At 42.6% G+C, this 18,496-nt stretch carries 16 protein-coding genes; all 16 read left to right on the forward strand.

Features of this window, described 5'->3' with window-relative positions; translation table 11 throughout:
- Positions 1-79: 79 nt before the first annotated feature.
- The 16 genes from pheT to ACFSR5_RS01450 all read left to right on the forward strand — a co-directional run bounded on the left by pheT (position 80) and on the right by ACFSR5_RS01450 (position 18,494).
- Positions 80-2,473, forward strand: a complete 2,394-nt coding sequence (gene pheT, locus ACFSR5_RS01375; RefSeq protein ID WP_380899931.1) for a phenylalanine--tRNA ligase subunit beta — start codon at positions 80-82, stop codon at positions 2,471-2,473.
- A 37-nt stretch (positions 2,474-2,510) separates the two neighbouring features.
- A complete protein-coding gene (locus ACFSR5_RS01380; RefSeq protein WP_380899933.1) occupies positions 2,511-2,819 on the forward strand; it encodes a hypothetical protein in 309 nt (102 codons plus the stop codon).
- A 45-nt stretch (positions 2,820-2,864) separates the two neighbouring features.
- Entirely contained in the window at positions 2,865-3,155 is a 291-nt protein-coding gene (locus ACFSR5_RS01385) for a cell division protein ZapA (protein ID WP_380899935.1), read from the forward strand.
- Between the two features lie 262 nt (positions 3,156-3,417).
- The gene (gene rny, locus ACFSR5_RS01390; protein WP_380899937.1) at positions 3,418-4,977 is read left to right on the forward strand and encodes a ribonuclease Y; all 1,560 of its coding nucleotides are present in this window, start codon (positions 3,418-3,420) and stop codon (positions 4,975-4,977) included.
- A gap of 163 nt (positions 4,978-5,140) precedes the next feature.
- Positions 5,141-5,821 (forward strand): response regulator transcription factor, encoded by a 681-nt coding sequence (locus ACFSR5_RS01395; RefSeq protein WP_380899939.1) that lies wholly within the window; start codon positions 5,141-5,143, stop codon positions 5,819-5,821.
- A gap of 3 nt (positions 5,822-5,824) precedes the next feature.
- Positions 5,825-7,159 (forward strand): sensor histidine kinase, encoded by a 1,335-nt coding sequence (locus ACFSR5_RS01400; RefSeq protein WP_380899941.1) that lies wholly within the window; start codon positions 5,825-5,827, stop codon positions 7,157-7,159.
- A gap of 99 nt (positions 7,160-7,258) precedes the next feature.
- Positions 7,259-8,482: a TolC family protein gene (locus ACFSR5_RS01405; protein WP_380899943.1), complete on the forward strand. Its 1,224-nt coding sequence runs from the start codon at positions 7,259-7,261 to the stop codon at positions 8,480-8,482.
- A 6-nt stretch (positions 8,483-8,488) separates the two neighbouring features.
- Positions 8,489-9,589, forward strand: coding sequence for an efflux RND transporter periplasmic adaptor subunit (locus tag ACFSR5_RS01410; RefSeq protein ID WP_380899945.1), 1,101 nt, complete (start codon positions 8,489-8,491; stop codon positions 9,587-9,589).
- 15 nt (positions 9,590-9,604) lie between these two features.
- Positions 9,605-12,706: an efflux RND transporter permease subunit gene (locus tag ACFSR5_RS01415; protein WP_380899947.1), complete on the forward strand. Its 3,102-nt coding sequence runs from the start codon at positions 9,605-9,607 to the stop codon at positions 12,704-12,706.
- Positions 12,707-12,766: 60 nt separating this feature from the next.
- Positions 12,767-13,297: a hypothetical protein gene (locus tag ACFSR5_RS01420; protein WP_380899949.1), complete on the forward strand. Its 531-nt coding sequence runs from the start codon at positions 12,767-12,769 to the stop codon at positions 13,295-13,297.
- Positions 13,298-13,461: 164 nt separating this feature from the next.
- Positions 13,462-14,052 carry a hypothetical protein gene (locus ACFSR5_RS01425; RefSeq protein WP_380899951.1) on the forward strand — a complete coding sequence of 197 codons (591 nt, stop codon included), beginning with the start codon at positions 13,462-13,464 and terminating at the stop codon, positions 14,050-14,052.
- A gap of 175 nt (positions 14,053-14,227) precedes the next feature.
- Complete coding sequence (gene pruA, locus ACFSR5_RS01430) at positions 14,228-15,856, forward strand: L-glutamate gamma-semialdehyde dehydrogenase (protein ID WP_380899953.1); 1,629 nt, start codon at positions 14,228-14,230, stop codon at positions 15,854-15,856.
- Between the two features lie 136 nt (positions 15,857-15,992).
- Positions 15,993-16,877: an AraC family transcriptional regulator gene (locus tag ACFSR5_RS01435; RefSeq protein WP_380899955.1), complete on the forward strand. Its 885-nt coding sequence runs from the start codon at positions 15,993-15,995 to the stop codon at positions 16,875-16,877.
- 74 nt (positions 16,878-16,951) lie between these two features.
- Positions 16,952-17,530 carry an NADPH-dependent FMN reductase gene (locus ACFSR5_RS01440; RefSeq protein WP_380899957.1) on the forward strand — a complete coding sequence of 193 codons (579 nt, stop codon included), beginning with the start codon at positions 16,952-16,954 and terminating at the stop codon, positions 17,528-17,530.
- Positions 17,531-17,534: 4 nt separating this feature from the next.
- Positions 17,535-18,113: a DJ-1/PfpI family protein gene (locus tag ACFSR5_RS01445; protein WP_380899959.1), complete on the forward strand. Its 579-nt coding sequence runs from the start codon at positions 17,535-17,537 to the stop codon at positions 18,111-18,113.
- Complete coding sequence (locus ACFSR5_RS01450) at positions 18,114-18,494, forward strand: hypothetical protein (protein ID WP_380899961.1); 381 nt, start codon at positions 18,114-18,116, stop codon at positions 18,492-18,494.
- Positions 18,495-18,496 lie beyond the last annotated feature (2 nt).

Below are 18,496 nucleotides of genomic sequence, written 5' to 3' on the forward strand. Positions count from 1 at the left end.
CTTTCTATAATTTTTCTCGGCCATCGATGGGACACACCATTCTAAAATTCTATCTTTGTGCTTTAAACAGAATTTCGAGATGAATATTTCCTATAATTGGCTCAAGAATTATATAGATACAACTAAAACACCGGAAGAACTATCGCTTATATTAACGGACATCGGACTAGAAGTAGAGGTGTTGGAAAAAGTGCAGCAAATCGCGGGTGGTTTGGAAGGACTTGTCGTCGGAGAGGTCAAAACGTGTTCGCAACATCCAAATGCGGATAAGTTGAAAGTGACCACAGTAGATGTCGGAGGAGAATCCCTGTTATCCATCGTATGTGGCGCGCCCAATGTGCGGGAAGGTTTAAAAGTGATCGTTGCCCAAGTCGGTACGACATGTTATCCCACGACTGGAGAACCTTTTAAGATTACTAAATCAAAAATTAGGGGCGAAGTATCCGAAGGCATGCTGTGCGGCGAAGACGAAATCGGACTGGGGACATCACATGCCGGTATCGTTGAGCTGGCAGATAGTGCTATCACAGGCTCTTTGGTGAAAGACTACTATGAAATCAAAGACGACTTCCGCTATGAAATCGGCCTTACCCCAAACCGTTCGGATGCCGCTTCTCATTTGGGGGTGGCACGGGATCTGGCAGCTTACTTTCGTAAGCCATATACCGTGGCCGATGTTTCTGCCTTTACAGCGGGAAGTAAACCAGATTTCGACGTAGTCGTAGAAGATTCAACCGCGGCACCACGTTATGCTGGGGTTACGATCTCTGATATTCAAGTAGGAGAATCTCCGGATTGGTTAAAGGAAAAACTACTTGCCATAGGTATTCGTCCTATTAACAATATTGTTGACGTTACCAATTATATATTGCACGACGTAGGACAGCCTTTACACGCTTTTGATGCCGATAAGATAGCTGGAAGAAAAGTTGTGGTCCGGTTGGCAAAAGAAGGTGAGCCATTCACTACATTAGACGGTGTAGAGCGTCAGCTTTCCGCAGAAGACCTAGTGATTGCCGATGACGAAAAGCCGATGTGCATTGCAGGAGTTTTCGGTGGGGCATATTCCGGTGTGAGCGAGCATACGACAAACATTTTCTTGGAATCTGCCTACTTTAGTGCGGTGTCTGTACGTAAAACATCTAAACGTCACGGATTAAAAACAGATTCATCTTTCCGTTTTGAACGTGGCACAGATCCAAATATGCCTATTTACGCCTTGGAGAAAGCAGCTTTGCTTATTCAGGAAGTAGCAGGGGGATATGTAAGCAGTACAGTGACCGATATCTATCCCGTTCCAGTGTCGCCGTTTACATTCTCGTTGAGCTACACACGTGTGCAGCGGTTAATCGGCAAAGAAATTCCGGCGTCTGAAATTAAAGCCATCATTTTGGCTCTTGGTATCGGAATTACAGAAGAAGGTACAGATGAAATTACGGTCAGTGTGCCTGCATATAAAGTGGATGTGACGCGGGAAATAGACGTGATTGAAGAAGTATTGCGTATTTACGGTTATAATAATATTGAACTCAAACCGCAGATCAAATCGTCGCTAAATACCACCGAAAAACCCGATAAAGAAGTGGTATTAAATCAGGTAGCCGACCTGTTGATAGGAAATGGATACCGGGAGGTACTTAACAACTCACTAACGAAACTCGCGTACGTAGACGACGAAGACACAGCCGTTCGGTTGGTTAATCCATTGAGTTCTGATTTGGATACGATGCGTCAAAATTTGTTGTTCTCGGCGTTGACAACCCTGGCCTACAACCAAAAACGCAAAAGTCCAAATGCGAAGTATTTTGAGTACGGGAAGACTTATTTCAAAACCGAAGAAGGCTATACAGAACGTCAACATTTGGCGTTGACAATTGCTGGGAACCAACTTGATGAACATTGGAGTTTAGAAAACAAGAAAACTAATTTTTACCATCTAAAAGCCGCAGTGGACACTATTGTTCGGCGATTGAATATTCCAGGGCTTCAAGTGGTGGAAGCAGAGGGAACATATTTTGATTATGGACTGACCTATTTCAAGGGACAGAAGGCATTGGTCACGTTTGGCCGTGTCTCTATCGAGCATCTGAAAAAGGCGGATGTTGACGGAAATGTGTTCTTCGCTACATTTGATTGGGAGGTGTTGATGAAAGCAATCCGTAAAAACGTGATTAAGTATCAGGAAGTCTCTAAATTCCCAGCAGTTCGTCGCGATTTGGCGCTGTTGGTTGACGAAGCAATTACATTTGAACAGTTGAAACAAATCGCTGTGAAATCTGAGCGGAAATTGATAAAAGAGGTGAACATCTTCGATGTGTATAAGGGAGACAAATTGCCTGCCGGCAAAAAGTCGTACGCCTTAAGCTTTGTTCTTCAGGACGAGGAAAAAACATTAAATGACAAACAAATTGACGGTATAATTAAAAAATTAATGCTTAACTTTGAGAAAGAGACAGGCGCGGTCGTGCGTTAGTCGAAAGATATAAAGTTTAATTGCGAGATAAGATTATATGGCGACACTATCTACACAAATGAATATCATCGTCGAGAAAACGAGAAATCTTATTCAATTGTGCGAAGCGCTTCAAGAGGAAAACGATCTGTTAAAGTTAGAGGTGCAATCGTTGCAGGTGGCTTTTCAGACGAGTACGGACAAAGTACAACAATTGGAGGAAAAGCTTAAGGCTTTGGCTGTTGCAAAAACTCTGGAAGAGCCGAACGTAGATAGAGCTGCAATAAATGAAAAAATACTTGACACAAAGCAAAAAATTAACGATTTTGTGCGAGAAATAGACAGATGTATAGGCCTGTTGAAGTAGGAAAGTGTTAGAAGAGGCCTGTTACGTTATTTAAGCTCAGAAAAAATGGGAGAGATTTCCATAAAAATAAATATCGCAGATCGTGTTTATCCTTTGCGGGTTGAGACGGCAGAGGAAGAAATCATTAGACACGCTGCGAAGTTGGTTAATGAAAGAATAAAAGAATTGCAAGAAAATTATGCAGTTCGTGATAAACAAGATTTGTTATCCATGTGTGTATTGCAATATGCCACCGGGATGATTAAAGCCGAGCGTAGTGCACAGCAGCATGAAGAGGGAGTAGAAGAGAAAGTTCACGAATTGGATAGCTTATTGACTGATTTTTTTAAGAAATAACATATCGTTCTTTTTACGTATAGAGCTTTGTAACGACGAATTTGCCGCAGTTAAATTCGGGTTGTCACTATTTTAAACTTAACGCTTCAATATCACGGGCGAACATAAGATGTAGACCATTTTGCACGATGCCATCTAGGTCATGATCAATTGCCCAAATCATGTGTAATCGAAGTTTAATAATACATGGGACCTGTACATTTAATTGCGGTTTTTTTTTATAAAAAAATAGAAACAATATATCAATATACATATACAAACAATGGAGTTATCAACAACAATTTCGATTATAATTTCGCTAATTATAGGTGTTGTTATTGGTCGTTTTTTGTTACAATTGGTTTTCAAAAAGCAAGAACAATCAGCACAGGAAAAAGCGAACCGAATCATTAAGGAGGCTGAGCAACAGGCTGAGCACCATAAAAAGCAGCGCGGTTTAGAAGCCAAAGAAAGGTTTCTACAACTGAAAGCGGAACACGAAAAAGAAGTCAACCAGCGTAACAACACGTTGACACAAAAAGAAAACACCCTTCGCCAGAAGGAGCAATCGTTGAATCAAAAATTGGAAAGTGCCAACCGCGAGAAACAAGAACTAGATAATAAGAACAAGAAGCTAGATCAACTTATTGAGGTGAACGAGAAGAAACGGGAAGAAGTTGATCAGTTGAAAAACCAGCATATTAAACAGCTTGAAACTATTGCTGGGCTATCGGCGGACGAAGCGCGCGAGCAATTGGTTAACTCGCTACGTGAAGAAGCACGTTCGCAAGCGATTATGCAGATCAAGGACATTGTGGATGAGGCGAAGCTTACCGCTTCTAAAGAAGCGAAAAAAGTAGTTATCCAAACTATTCAACGTACGGCAACCGAGTCTGCTATCGAAAATACCGTATCCATCTTTAATATTGAAAACGATGAGATTAAAGGGCGAATTATCGGCCGTGAAGGCCGTAATATCCGTGCTCTGGAAGCAGCTACTGGCGTAGAAATTATTGTTGATGACACGCCTGAGGCAATTATTCTCTCTGGTTTTGATCCTGTTCGTCGTGAAATTGCACGCCTTTCTTTACACCGTTTGGTGACCGACGGACGGATTCATCCGGCTCGTATCGAAGAAGTGGTAGCTAAGACACGGACACAAATTGAAGACGAGATTGTGGAGATCGGTGAACGGACGGTAATCGACTTGGGGATCCACGGCTTGCATCCGGAACTGATCCGTATGGTGGGCCGTATGCGCTACCGTTCTTCGTATGGACAAAACTTACTCCAGCACTCACGCGAGGTTGCTAACTTTGCGGCCACGATGGCTGCTGAGCTGGGGCTCAACGTGAAACATGCAAAACGTGCCGGACTTTTGCATGATATCGGTAAAGTTCCTGATGACAATCCAGAATTGCCACATGCGATTTTAGGGATGCAGCTCGCAGAAAAATATAAAGAGCATCCGGATGTGTGTAATGCCATTGGTGCGCACCACGATGAAATCGAAATGACATCTTTGATTTCTCCTGTCGTACAGGCTTGCGATGCGATATCCGGTGCTCGCCCGGGAGCTCGCCGTGAAGTTGTAGAAAGTTATATTAAGCGTTTAAAGGAATTGGAAGAGCTAGCACTTTCGTACCCGGGTGTAGAGAAAACCTTCGCGATACAGGCCGGACGCGAACTGCGTGTGGTGGTTGAATCAGAAAAAGTGTCTGACGCACAAGCTGAAATCTTAGCCGCTGATATTTCCAACCGTATACAGACGGAGATGACGTATCCTGGACAAATTAAAGTGACTGTAATTCGTGAGACACGTTCGGTGTCTTACGCGAAATAAGGTTTTTAAACCATAAAGATAAGGGGTATCTAATATAGATATCCCTTTTTTATGTCTCGGGGTTGATCACCCTGATGTCATGACTGCATTAGAAGTCGATTAGAATCTTAACCAAAAGCCTCCGCTTCCGGCAAAATGTTTATTTTTGAAGAAATTTTCGTGTATGCAAGTTCTTGTTGTAGAAGATGATAACCGAATCAGCAACTTTTTGGTCAAAGGATTGGAAGAGTGTGGATATCTCGTGACGCTCTGTAAAAATGCGGAAGACGTACTCAGGCACTACGTAGCAATAAATTGGGACCTCATTATCCTTGATATCATGCTAGAAGGCGTGGATGGCATACAATTGTTGCAAACTCTACGCTATAAGAAAATATATACCCCCATTTTGATGTTAAGCGCTTTAAATAATGTGCAGGATAAGGTCTCTGCGTTAGACTACGGTGCAGACGATTATTTGACGAAACCATTTCATTTTGATGAATTATTGTCACGCATAAAAGCATTGACACGTCGAAAGCAATATCAGCAACAGGATATCCCCAAGGCTGAGCATCATTTTGGGGATCTGCGGATCAACTTGCAGCAATATACCGTTTTCCTGGCTGACGACAAAATTGAGCTTTCTCCACGGGAATATAAGCTCCTGAATTATTTGGTGGAGAATATCGACAAAACGGTGGCTCGTGTGCAGATCCTAAATGCTGTGTGGGGTATTACTTTTGACAACCATACGAATGTGGTCGATGTATATATATCGTATTTACGCAATAAAATTGAAAAGAACGGAAAAAAATATATCCACACGGTGAAAGGAGTGGGATATATGTTCAAAGCATCGTAGATCATGAAGCTAAAGCATCGATTGTCTCTATATTCAGTTGCCATATTTACTGTTGTGATTTTGGCGTTCTCGGTGCTTATTTACTTTGCTTATTATGCTCAAATGGGGGAAAAAGAAAACCAGTCCTTGGAAAGCAAATCGTTGCTAGCCGCGATCTACTATTTGGAACAGGACGAACTTTCACTATCGGAACATACCCATGTGCAGAACCAATTGTACAAAACGATCTCAAGACGTAATATTGCGGTTTTTGACAGTTTGGATCGTCTACACAGCGGCGACATGCGGTCGACCGAAGCGATCACTCCAGCCTTTTTGCAACAGGTACGTATGGCAAAGATCGCCTTTTTTGCTACTGATGATTTTTTTTACAACGGTATTTTCTATCAAGACAACCAGGGCGATTTTGTCGTGATCACGAGGGAGCCCAAAGGGGAATTCAATGCGCAGATGAAATCTTTGTTCCATATTCTCTTAGCGGTTTTTCTTGTAGGCTTGCTGTTTATATTTTTCTTCTCGCAGTATCTGAGCTATATTGCATACCAGCCTATCGTCCGGATTATTGCACAAATTAGAGAACGGGATAGCCGTAACTTTAATGAACCGTTATCGTTGTTCAAGACTTATACTGAAGTCGAAGATCTAGTAAAGACCTATAACCATTTCGTGACACGTATTGCCGAAACGTTTAACGTGCAGAAGAACTTCATTGATTACGTATCCCACGAACTACGTACGCCAATTGCCGCTCTGCTGGGAACGCTGGAAGTGACGAAAAGCAAGCCTCGCACGGCCGAGGAATACACACACGTGATCGGACAACTACAGCAATATACGACGGACCTACAGGAAACCTTGGACCATATGATGCTGTTATCGGGTGCGAAGACGAATTTTGAATTTAGCAGCATCCGGATCGACGAAGTGGTATGGCAGGTTATTGAAAATAAAATTCTATACCACCGCGCGCATATCGATGTTGATATACAGGTGGTTGATAATGCATTGCTGTGTATCCAAGGAAACGAAAAACTGTTGGAGCTGGCTATTGGAAATATTGTCGAAAATGCGATCAAGTATTCGGATAACCAGCTCGTCCGAATCGTCTTTCGACAAGACGTTGATCATCTGGTCATTTCCGTGCAGGACCGTGGTATCGGTATCCCAGAAAAAGATCTCTCGAATATCACACAGAATTTTTATAGAGGTCAAAATACGCAACATTACCAAGGAAAAGGAGTTGGACTTTCCATGGCTCAGGTGATTTTTACCTTACATGGGATTGGTTTAACACTGAGTTCTTGCACTTCCGGAACAACAGTTCTCCTTCATTTCTAATCAAATTCTAATCCACCCCAAAATTCGCCTTAATACGTAAATCCTAGTTTTGTGCCAAAGGATAAACAAGTGAGATATTTTTATATTTTTTGTTTTTGTATGTGGAATACCTTGTCCGTTCAGGCACAGCCCTACGGCCTGAAGGAGCTTGAGCAACAGTTTCTAGCGTACAATTATCGGTTGATTGCGGCTCGTTACGAGATCGGGCGGGCAGAAGCGGAGGTGGTGCAAGAAAGACTATGGCCCAATCCGGGCTTCGGAGTCAGTGAATTTAATCTTTGGGCCAATCATACCAGCGAAAACCTGCCCCCGTTAATTGGGAACTATGGAGGGAAGCAACAGATTTCCGTCGAATTGGAACAGTTGGTAGAAACGGCTGGAAAACGAAAAAAACGTATAGCGATCAAACGGTTTGAACAACGTATGGCCGTTTATGAATTTGAGGAACTGGTCCGCGAACTAAAAAAGGAATTACGACAAACTTATTATCATGTGAGCAGTAAAAAGCACAGTCAACAACAGTTGCGAACGATTGTCTCTTTATTTGAGCAGCTCGCCCTGCAATACCAACGGCAGTCGCAAGAACAAAATGTGTCTCTGGCTGACTACCGAAGGGTGCAAGCCGAGTTGTTGCGCCTGCGAAAAGAACTGTTGACGTTGGATGATGAGATGGCGTTTTCGCTGCACACCTTGCGGTTATTGACACAATTGGATGATCTGTCGCTTGACCAATTGAAGGATTGGAACGCATTTGAAAGCCGTATTGTTCAAGTACCTGCCGACTTGATTTCGTTGGCGCTCGAACAAAATGTGGGACTAAAACAGCAGGCAACACGCGTGGAAAAGGCAGAGGCCACGCTGAAATTGGAACAAGCAAATCGAAAACCGGACCTGACCTTACAATTGGGCTACGATCGTGGAGGAAATATTATGCAGGATTTTGTAGGACTTGGGGTGAGCTTAGATCTGCCATTATTCAATCGGAATAAAGGCCATATCCAGGCTGCGCGGTATGCTGTTCGAGCTTCACATGCGGAGCGATCCTCGCTGCAGTGGACTTTAGAATCTACGATTCGGCAACAGCGTGACCAGCTATTACGATATGAACGTATGCTAGCCGATTGGACGCCCGAGATCCTGGAAGAACAGCGGATTATGATTGACAACTACCGTAAACATTTACAATTGAAACAGATCACCCTGTTGGAATTTGTAGATTTTGTACAAGCCGTGCGTGAAGCGCAAGAGGCTAGCTTCGAAATCTGGGATACTTATAACAATACGTTTGAAGAATTGCAATATCTAGTCGGGATCGACTTCTAAGACATCATGAGAAATACAATTTATATCGTACTGACAGTGGCATTTACGTCGTTATTTAGTTCTTGTATGCCTAAAGTAGAACAGAAAAAAAAGGACAAAGCCGGAAAGCAGGCTTTTTGTTTGAACGAGCAATTAAAACGATCAACAGAGGTGCTGGAGGTGCACGAACAACCTATCCAAGAACAGCTGACTCTATCGGGAAAAATTGAATATAATGAAAACGATCTCGTCGTGTTCCGTAGTTTGTTGGAAGGAGTAGTAGAACAAGTAGGATTTGAGTTGGGCAACTACGTCCAGAAAGGTCAGGTATTGGCTACCATTAAATCGGTACAGATTCAGGAACTTCATCAGCAGAAGCGGTATCATGAGAATCAAATTGTCTTGTTGGAAAAACAGGTTAACAGCAAAAAGCAATTGGCTGCCGATGGGCTTGTTGCTACTCCCGATGTGCTTGCTGCAGAACATGAACTGGAAAATGCCCGTATCGATTTGGAGCGGGTTAATGAGAACCTTCATTTGTACCGGGCTACGGGAAACGGTAGTTTTCATATACTCGCGCCTAAGAATGGCTACATCATTCAGAAGTCTATTAGCACTGGACAAAGTGTCACGTCAGAAAGCGACCCGCTTTTTGCCATTTCCAACTTAAAGGAAGTTTGGGTCATGGTAAATATCTATGCAAGTAATCTCCGTTTTATCCATGTGGGAGACGAGGCGAAGGTACGGACAATAGCTTACCCCGATCAGTTTTACATCGGCAAAATCGACAAAATATACCATGTGTTCGACGATAACGAACACGTGTTAAAAGCTCGTGTGGTCTTGTCTAACCAGCAGCTCAATCTCATGCCAGGACTGAGTGCCGATATTATTATTAATAAGAAGACCAGCACAGACTCTGCTTTTGCGATACCAAACCGGGCCAAGGTATTCCATAATAACAAGGAGTATATCGTTGTATATACGGATGATTGCCAACTAGCTATTCGGCAAATTACTACCATAGGAGCGAACGAAGAATATACGTTTATCGCTGAGAAACTAGCTGCACACGAACGTGTAATTGCTTCGAATGCGTTGTTATTATTTGATCAATTAAACCAATAGCAACGAAGAATAGAAATGAAAAAACTGGTACAAAAGATCGTAACGTTCTCGTTGCGGAACACCACTATCGTTTTATTTATGGTCATGATGCTGCTTTTTGGCGGGATATATGCTTTACGGTATACTGCTGTCGAAGCGTTTCCGGACGTGACCAATACACGGGCGCGTATTATTACCCAATGGCCGGGACGGAGCGCCGAAGAAATGGAAAAACTTGTGACCCTACCGATTTCCAAAGAGGTGAATAGCATTCCTCGTAAAACGACTGTACGGTCTATCTCCTTATTCGGTTTGTCGGTGGTAACCATTCAATTTGAAGATGGTGTCGACGATTTTTATGCGCAACAATATGTGTCAAATAAATTGGGAGGCGTAGATCTACCAGATGGAGCAGATGCTGCTATTGAACCACCTTCGGGAGCCACAGGAGAGATTTATCGATATGTCGTGAAAAGTGATTTGCCATTGAAGGAAGTTTCGGCCATACAAGATTGGGTTATTGAGCGGGAGTTGTTGAGCGTGCCGGGGGTAGCTGACGTTGTGAGTTTTGGTGGGGAGGAAAAAACATACGAAATAAAGATTCATCCTACTGAACTTAAGAACTATGACCTATCTCCTTTAGATGTATATGAGTCCGTTTCCCGATCCAATATGAATGTAGGAGGAGATGTGATCCAGCAAGGTGACCAAGCTTATGTGGTACGAGGCGTAGGTTTGTTGGACAAACTTGAAGATATAGGCAATATTACGGTTAAACTGAATGGATCAACGCCTGTCCTTATCAAAAACGTCGCTGATGTTGTTATCTCAAATAAGCCGAGATTAGGACAGGTCGGTTTAAACGAGGAAGACGACCTAGTACAAGGTATCGTAATTATGTTACGTGGCGAGAATCCCTCCATTGTTATTGAGAATCTGAAAGCAAAGATTGAAGAACTAAATAGCCGTACTTTGCCGGATGGCGTAAAAATAGAGAGCGTAATCGATCGGACAAAACTTGTTGATAACACGGTTCGTACGGTATCAAGAAATCTGGTAGAAGGCATATTATTGGTTTCTCTGATTGTGTTTGTATTCTTGTACAATTGGAAGTCGACCTTTATTGTAGCATCTGTCATTCCGTTGTCGTTTCTCTTTGCTATCCTAATGTTACGTATACAGGGACTACCCGCCAATTTAATTTCGATGGGATCGTTAGATTTCGGTTTATTACTCGAAGGGACATTGGTCATCGTTGAGACTGTATTTGTGGCGATGGCTACCTTGTCGCACCGTGTCGGTGCTGAACGTTTTGCTAAAATGAGTAAACTTGGCGTGATTAAAAAGAGCGCCGGCGGCGTAGCATCGTATATTTTCTTCGCCCTGCTTATTCTGATTGTGGCGCTTCTTCCTATATTTTCTTTTCAAAAAGTGGAGGGGAAGATGTTCACACCGCTGGCATTTACCTTGGGATATGCGTTGCTTGGTTCGCTTATTTTGAGCTTGACTTATGTTCCGGCCATGTGTAAACTGTTGTTTACTAAAAATATGCAAGAGCGTGAAAATTGGGTGACACGCTTTTTTCAACGATGTATTTATGGCCTCTTCGATATCGCTTTTACGTATAAAAAGACAACAATAGTTATTTTCATAGCACTTTTAGGAGGCTGTTTTTTCCAATTTTTACACTATGGTTCGGAATTTCTACCGAAGCTAAACGAAGGCGCTATATACATCAGGGCGACATTGCCGAATAGCGTGAATTTAACGGAATCTACGCGGTTGACAAAGGAGATGAAGGACATTATGGTAAAAAACTGCGAGGAGATAGATTTCATTCTCACGCAAACAGGACGTCCGAACGATGGGACAGACCCAACAGGTTTTTTTAATATTGAATTTAATGTACAATTGAAAGATGAAAAAGAGTGGCGAAATGGTAGGACGAAGGACAGGGTCATTCAAGAGCTACGTGAGCAGCTAAACCATTATCCCGGAATTAATTTTGGCTTTAGTCAACCTATTCAAGATAATGTCGAGGAATATGTTGCGGGCGTGAAGAGCTCCTTGGTCATAAAGGTCTTTGGGGATGATTTGTACGATCTTGAAAAATATGCCGATAAGGTAGCGACCGCTATCCAAAAAGTCGACGGGATCACGGATATCAATGTGTACAAAAATATCGGTTTGCCTGAATTACGTATACAGCTGCATGATTCAAAAATGGCAAAATATGGAGTGGTCACCGCCGATGTGCAAGCAGTGATCGCTATGACCATAGGCGGCCAGGCGGCTACAAAGTTTTATGAGGGAGACCGGCAGTTTGATGTCGTATTACGTTTTAATGAGGCCTATCGGGATACGCCTGAGAAGATCAAAAACATTCTAATACCAGCAAGCAATGGACAGCGCATTCCGCTGCAGGAAATCGCCACAATAGGTTACCAAACAGGTCCAGCATTCATCTACCGGGAGGGGAATAGTCGCTATATAGGTGTCGGATTCAGTATTGAAGGACGTGATCTTGGGAGTACCATTGCAGAGGCTAAGCAGATCGTGGCAAGGGATGTTGATCTTCCACAAGAGAATCACATGGAATGGGCGGGGGAGTTTGAAAGCAAAGAACGCGCTGCTGGTCAGCTCGCACTTGTTGTTCCGGTTAGTTTGGTGCTGATTTTATTATTGCTTTATTTCAATTTTGGAAATGTTAAGGATACATTGGTTTCGTCCCTGACCTTGGCCTTCGCTTTTATCGGTGGTTTTATATCGCTTTGGGCCACCGGCACCATTTTTGGCATCTCTGCCGGAATTGGCTTTATCATTTTATTTGGTGTGGCGACCATCGATGGTATTGTGTTGATCGGGATTATTCGAGACAACCTTAAGCATAAGATTCCCCTGTTAACAGCTATACAGGTTGGGGTAAAAAGTAGGATACGACCGGTAGTGATGATCGCACTCATGGGGTCTATGGGATTGCTTCCAGCGGCGATGTCGACAGGGATGGGTTCTGAAATCCAGAAACCCTTAGCCATTATGATTGTCGGAGGCTTGATTATCTGCCTCATACTGAGCTTTACGGTACTGCCTGTGGTTTTTTATTGGTTGAACAAAAAGGAATCGCAAAAAACTAAATAGAAAAGGAGGATTTTGACACATGAAGAATGCAATTGGTGAATTATCTGTACCTTTGTGGGCATGAAAAAGAACGATAAAAGGAGAACAAAAACGCCGGCTTTTGATAGAGTTGTGGATAAGTACTTTTATGAATTGGATCAATATTTAATCCACGGCAACAAAATACTGTACGGCGTGTTCCTAGCGTTATTTTTCTTTGGGGTTATGGGGATTGTTTGGATGATTCCATTTCCAAAGCTAGCTTTTTTAGAACGTATGCATATGCAAAACTTCTTGAATTGGGGCTCGTTCTATATTGCCATTGTTATTTATCTTTATCTTCGTTTGGCACCGACGTTATCTTACGCTATGTTATTTAGCATTGGTATCATGAGCTTTTTAATTGTGCAATTGGAGTATTGGGAGCGTGATGGAGGACCGGCGGTATGGTTGGTTAGTTTGTTGATACTTGTTTTCGGAGCAATAGGTATTTGGCTATTAGCAAAAAAAGAACGCCCGACATTATCTTTGATGGCCGTCTGGCGCGTTGTGACGGTAGGGCCGATTTGGTTGTGGTCAAAGGTATTTCGGCAATTGAAAATAAAATATTAACTGTCATCTACATCGTTGGTGACGATGAGTTAGTTCTTTGTAATAAAGGATAAGAATCGTATATGCACAGACGCCTGCTATCCGCAGGCAGACTATATTGTATTTGAAAAAGATTCCTATTTTTAAGGAAATATTTTTGTCACGTTATGGAAAAAGCTTCTTTTATGTCCCAGAATTATCCGCTCCATTTTAAGTTTAAGATTGGAACTATTTCCAATGATTTTGAAGCGACAGACGACTTAGGACACAGTCTGTTTTACGTCCGCGAAAAAATATTCACTTGGCGAGACACCATTAAGGTGTATCGGGATTCTTCTAAATCCGAATTGCTTTATGAGCTCGTTTCCAATAAATTGATTGATTTCCAACAAACATTCACCATTACGCATTATACGGGGCGAGTAGTGGGCAAAGTGCGACGAAAAACACTACGCTCGCTTTGGCGTTCTACATTCCACCTTATGGATGCGATAGATCGTCACGACCATACCATCACTGAAAAGAATCCATGGACAAAGATGTGGGATGGTCTGTTCGGCGAGATACCTATCTTAGGTGCTTTATCAGGCTATATATTTAATCCCTCCTATATCTTACGTAACCAACAGGGGGTAGAATTGTATGAGTTGCGAAAAGAGCCGTCCTTTTTTGGACGTAAATTTACTGTGCACAAGTTGGCTGCAACGCCGGTTGACGAGGAACGATTTCTTCTCTGTTTGATGCTGATAGTACTCGTTGAACGGAGCAATGGCTAAAACATAGGAATTGCGGATAAATAAGGCAAAAAGTATTAAAATAACATATATTTACCTTAATTTTGTTTACTGAATGTTTTTTTGGATAATATTGGTTTATGCATAGCTATAATCTGTAAAATTGTTGTTTTCTCAAATAGGTAACTTTATACTATAATTTTAAACAGTAAGCGTTATGTTAAAAGGATTTTTTAATGTTCCGGCACCGAGCAACGAACCGGTTTATTCGTATGCGCCTGGAACTAAGGAACGGACTTTGTTGGAAGAAGCTATCCAAGCGGCTAGAGCGCAGGAAGCAGATATCCCTATGTATATTGGCGGCCAAGAAATTCGTACGGATAAAAGAAGCAAAATTACACCACCTCACGATCATCAGCATGTACTGGGTTATTATCATCAAGGTACGACAGCACATGTAGAACAGGCCATCGATGCCTCTTTAGCGGCGAAAGCAAACTGGGAAAACTTACCTTGGGAGCAGCGTGCAGCGATCTTTTTAAAGGCTGCCGAACTCGCCTCAACGAAATACCGTTATGCATTGAATGCCGCGACTATGTTGGGGCAGTCGAAAAACCCGTATCAGGCAGAAATTGACTCTGCATGTGAATTTACGGACTTTTTGCGGTTTAACGTGACCTACATGAGTGAAATTTATGCCCAGCAGCCGCCTGCAAATAGCAAGGGCGTGTGGAATAGGGTAGAGCAACGTCCGTTAGAAGGCTTTGTGTTTGCGTTGACACCGTTCAATTTTACGGCTATTGCGGGAAATCTTCCTTCCTGTGTGGCCATGATGGGAAATGTAGTGGTATGGAAGCCATCCAATGCACAAATTTATTCGGCAAACGTGCTCATGAAGGTATTTCAGGAAGCAGGATTGCCTGACGGCGTTATTAATCTGGTGTATGTGTCGGGACCCGATGCCGGCGATGTCATCTTCAAACATCCTGATTTTGCGGGTATCCACTTTACAGGATCTACGGGGGTTTTCCAAAACATTTGGAAGTCAATCGGAGAAAATATTCATCGCTATAAGACTTATCCACGCATTGTTGGAGAAACAGGTGGAAAGGACTTTATTCTCGCGCACCCTTCCGCTGATATCGCTGTTTTAAATACGGCACTGGTTCGTGGAGCTTTTGAATATCAAGGTCAGAAGTGCTCTGCTGCTTCTCGAGCATATATCCCTGTATCTCTGTGGGGAGACCTGCGTGCGCGCATGGAAAAAGATATTCAATCGTTTAAGATTGGCGGAACAGAAGATTTTGGTAATTTCATCAACGCCGTAATTGATGAAAAAGCGTTTGATAAGATTACATCGTATATTGATCGCGCAAAAAACAACGCCGATGCAGAGGTTGTTATTGGCGGCGATTACGATAAGTCGAAAGGCTATTTCATCCATCCAACGGTCATCCTTGCCAAGACGCCGGACTATGAAACATTGTCGGAAGAGTTGTTTGGGCCGGTGTTGACGGTTTATGTTTATGAAGATGAAAAATGGGCAGAGACGTTAGAATTGGTAGATAAAACATCGATCTACGCATTGACCGGTTCGATTATTGCTCAGGATCGCTATGCTATTCAAGAAGCTACGCACGCGCTTCGCAATGCTGCAGGTAACTTTTACATCAACGATAAGTGTACGGGAGCGGTAGTTGGCCAACAGCCATTTGGAGGTGCTAGAGGATCTGGTACAAACGATAAAGCAGGTTCAATGATCAATCTCTTACGTTGGGTTTCTCCGCGTACAATCAAAGAAACATTCAATCCAGACACAGACTATCGTTATCCATTTTTGGGATAAACGATCTACAGTTCGTGTTTTGCATTGGGGTAGTTGGAAGGCTGTTTCGCTTGACATCCTGCCCCGTTGGTATAGAAAAGATGGTGTGAAGATTTATAATCGATCCCATCTTTCTTTGTTATCACGCTACCTAGCTATGAAAAATCTAGACTACCGCAAACCTATTGAGTTTACTGTTCCTGCGCATGGAGATGGCGCATTTTATGTCATGGAGGATATGGGACCGGAATTTTACGGTTACTACCATCGGCATCGGGAATTTCAATTGAGTTATCTATTGAAAGGGAATGGCTCATTCATGATTGGCAACTTAATTCGGCCTTGCTTAGAAAACGAAATTTTTTTGATCAAACCCAACGATCCACACTTGTTTTTTAAAGGTGAACATGCGGAAGAAGAACAACCTGTACATATTGTGCACCTATTCTTTTCATTGGAGAAACTGTTACCTTTCTTTGATATGGCTGAATTGCAGGGTATCCGTAGCTTGTTTTACCAGATTCCGTCTAGCAAGTTGTTGCCCGCTGAGCATGCTGCGGCGATTCGTGATGCTTTTTTATCCTTGAGTAGGGAAGAAGGGGCACATAAATTGATTAAAATTCTAGAGATCTTCGATTACCTGCGTTATCATGAGAAACAGTTGATCTCGTTGTATTCCGGCTTACATAAAGTGGATTTTCATGATTCGGACGGGGTGCGTATCAATACCGTTATCAAACACGCCATTGACCATTACAAACGAAATGTGACAGTAGAAGAAGTGTCGTCCCTTATACATATGACACCAACTGCCTTTTGTAAGTTTTTTAAGAAACATACCAAAAAGACGTTCGTTTCGTTTTTGAATGAAATCCGGATCGAAAAAGCCTGTCAACTCTTGGTCAACAATCGGGTGGAAAGTATTTCGGAAGCGGCGTATCAGTGCGGCTTTAATACAGCTGTGCACTTTAACCGTGTTTTCCGAAATGTGATGCATGAGTCGCCCTCGGAATTTATTGCGCAGCATGCAGTTGAGAAATAGGTCTTTTGGTGGGCACACTGCCTAAAAAACGTTTATTTTTTAGTTTCAACTCTTTTTTATGCTAAATTTAAGGTATGAAAATAATAGCATTCGCCGGGAGCAACAGCAGCCAATCCATCAATAAAAAACTCGTCAGTAGCGTAAGCAAATACTATAAGGAGCCAGACGATACGATTGAAATCCTTGATCTCAATGACTTCGAAATGCCGCTTTTCTCTGTAGACTTGGAGAAGAGGGAAGGAATACCTGCTTCAGCATATGCCTTCGCGGAGAAAATAGATGGAGCAGATTTTCTTTTAATTTCTTTTGCAGAAAATAACGGAAACCATACGGCTGCATACAAAAGCTTGATTGACTGGGTTTCTCGGATTCCTGGCCGAAAAATCTATAACGGAAAACCTGTTTTTATTATGGCGACAAGCCCGGGAAAGCGTGGCGGTCAAAGCGTATTGGATATTGCCACGGCCCGCTTACCATTTGATGGTGCTGAGATTTTGGAATCGTTTAGTTTGCCTGAATTTTACCAAAATTTTGAGGAGGGGAAAGGGGTCGTTCAAGTTGTCCTGCGAAGTCAGCTTGAAGCGAAAGTTCGGAAAACAAAGCGCATGCTTAAGGATCGCGCTGCAGGGGATAATGAATCACTAAACAGGTAAGTATATGGCAAAAAAAGTATTATTGATTGTTGGCGACTACGTGGAAGATTATGAAGCGATGGTTCCTTTTCAGGCAATGGGTGCTATCGGTATTGATGTGCACGCTGTTGCTCCTGATCGTAAAAAAGGAGATGCTATCCCAACCGCTGTCCACGATTTTACGGGAGATCAGACGTATAAAGAGCTCCGGGGACATAATTTCGTTATTAATATGGATTTCGACAATGTACAGCCAGAGGATTATGACGGGTTATATATAGCCGGCGGCCGGTCAGCAGAATATATTCGTTTAAATGAAAAAGTGATTGCTTTTACGAAACACTTCTTCGAGATGAATAAGCCTGTTGCGGCTATTTGTCATGGTATTCAAGTGCTCACTACGGCACGCGTACTTCAAGGACGTACATTGACGGCTTATGTAGCGGTAGGCCCTGACATCGAACTTGCTGGCGGGACTTGGAAAAATATTCCTGCCGATCAGGCGATTGTGGACGGTAATTTGGTTACTTCTCCAGCTTGGCCAGGACATCAAGCCATTTTGAAGGAATTCTTTAAACTGTTGGGAATAACCATAAACGGATAGATGCGAGGAACTAAGAAAATTTGGTGGATTGCGGCTGGCTTAATCATTATCTTGGGCTATGGGATTTGGGAAGCATTTAGTCAACCATCGATCGAGGATTTACCGGGCGATTTTAAGCAGGTCGCTTTTGTGAGAAACGAACAGAATAAAGGAGGGATTATACGCATATATGCGGTTTCCGTTGGAGATTTAGCGAATGCAAAATACGAAGCATGCGCCGACTTGTTTCCCACCAATGATTACGGAAGCGTAACGAAAATTTATTTTTTCGATAAGAATAAGCCAGTTCCAACAACATTAACGATCGATCCTCCGCATTACGATAGTAAACAATACGAGGCGATCATGATCTTGAAACGAACTGGCAATGATAAAAAATAATG

Source organism: Sphingobacterium suaedae (assembly GCF_042684625.1).
Taxonomy (GTDB): Bacteria; Bacteroidota; Bacteroidia; order Sphingobacteriales; family Sphingobacteriaceae; genus Sphingobacterium; species Sphingobacterium suaedae.

Excerpts from the sequence above, each read along its gene's own strand:
- ACFSR5_RS01385 (WP_380899935.1), top strand. The coding sequence starts at position 2,865 with ATGGGAGAGATTTCCATAAAAATAAATATCGCAGATCGTGTTTATCCT.
- pruA (WP_380899953.1), top strand. The coding sequence starts at position 14,228 with ATGTTAAAAGGATTTTTTAATGTTCCGGCACCGAGCAACGAACCGGTT.
- pheT (WP_380899931.1), top strand. The coding sequence starts at position 80 with ATGAATATTTCCTATAATTGGCTCAAGAATTATATAGATACAACTAAA.
- ACFSR5_RS01435 (WP_380899955.1), top strand. The coding sequence starts at position 15,993 with ATGAAAAATCTAGACTACCGCAAACCTATTGAGTTTACTGTTCCTGCG.
- ACFSR5_RS01445 (WP_380899959.1), top strand. The coding sequence starts at position 17,535 with ATGGCAAAAAAAGTATTATTGATTGTTGGCGACTACGTGGAAGATTAT.
- ACFSR5_RS01440 (WP_380899957.1), top strand. The coding sequence starts at position 16,952 with ATGAAAATAATAGCATTCGCCGGGAGCAACAGCAGCCAATCCATCAAT.
- ACFSR5_RS01450 (WP_380899961.1), top strand. The coding sequence starts at position 18,114 with ATGCGAGGAACTAAGAAAATTTGGTGGATTGCGGCTGGCTTAATCATT.
- ACFSR5_RS01425 (WP_380899951.1), top strand. The coding sequence starts at position 13,462 with ATGTCCCAGAATTATCCGCTCCATTTTAAGTTTAAGATTGGAACTATT.
- ACFSR5_RS01400 (WP_380899941.1), top strand. The coding sequence starts at position 5,825 with ATGAAGCTAAAGCATCGATTGTCTCTATATTCAGTTGCCATATTTACT.
- ACFSR5_RS01420 (WP_380899949.1), top strand. The coding sequence starts at position 12,767 with ATGAAAAAGAACGATAAAAGGAGAACAAAAACGCCGGCTTTTGATAGA.
- ACFSR5_RS01410 (WP_380899945.1), top strand. The coding sequence starts at position 8,489 with ATGAGAAATACAATTTATATCGTACTGACAGTGGCATTTACGTCGTTA.
- ACFSR5_RS01405 (WP_380899943.1), top strand. The coding sequence starts at position 7,259 with ATGTGGAATACCTTGTCCGTTCAGGCACAGCCCTACGGCCTGAAGGAG.
- rny (WP_380899937.1), top strand. The coding sequence starts at position 3,418 with ATGGAGTTATCAACAACAATTTCGATTATAATTTCGCTAATTATAGGT.
- ACFSR5_RS01395 (WP_380899939.1), top strand. The coding sequence starts at position 5,141 with ATGCAAGTTCTTGTTGTAGAAGATGATAACCGAATCAGCAACTTTTTG.
- ACFSR5_RS01415 (WP_380899947.1), top strand. The coding sequence starts at position 9,605 with ATGAAAAAACTGGTACAAAAGATCGTAACGTTCTCGTTGCGGAACACC.
- ACFSR5_RS01380 (WP_380899933.1), top strand. The coding sequence starts at position 2,511 with ATGGCGACACTATCTACACAAATGAATATCATCGTCGAGAAAACGAGA.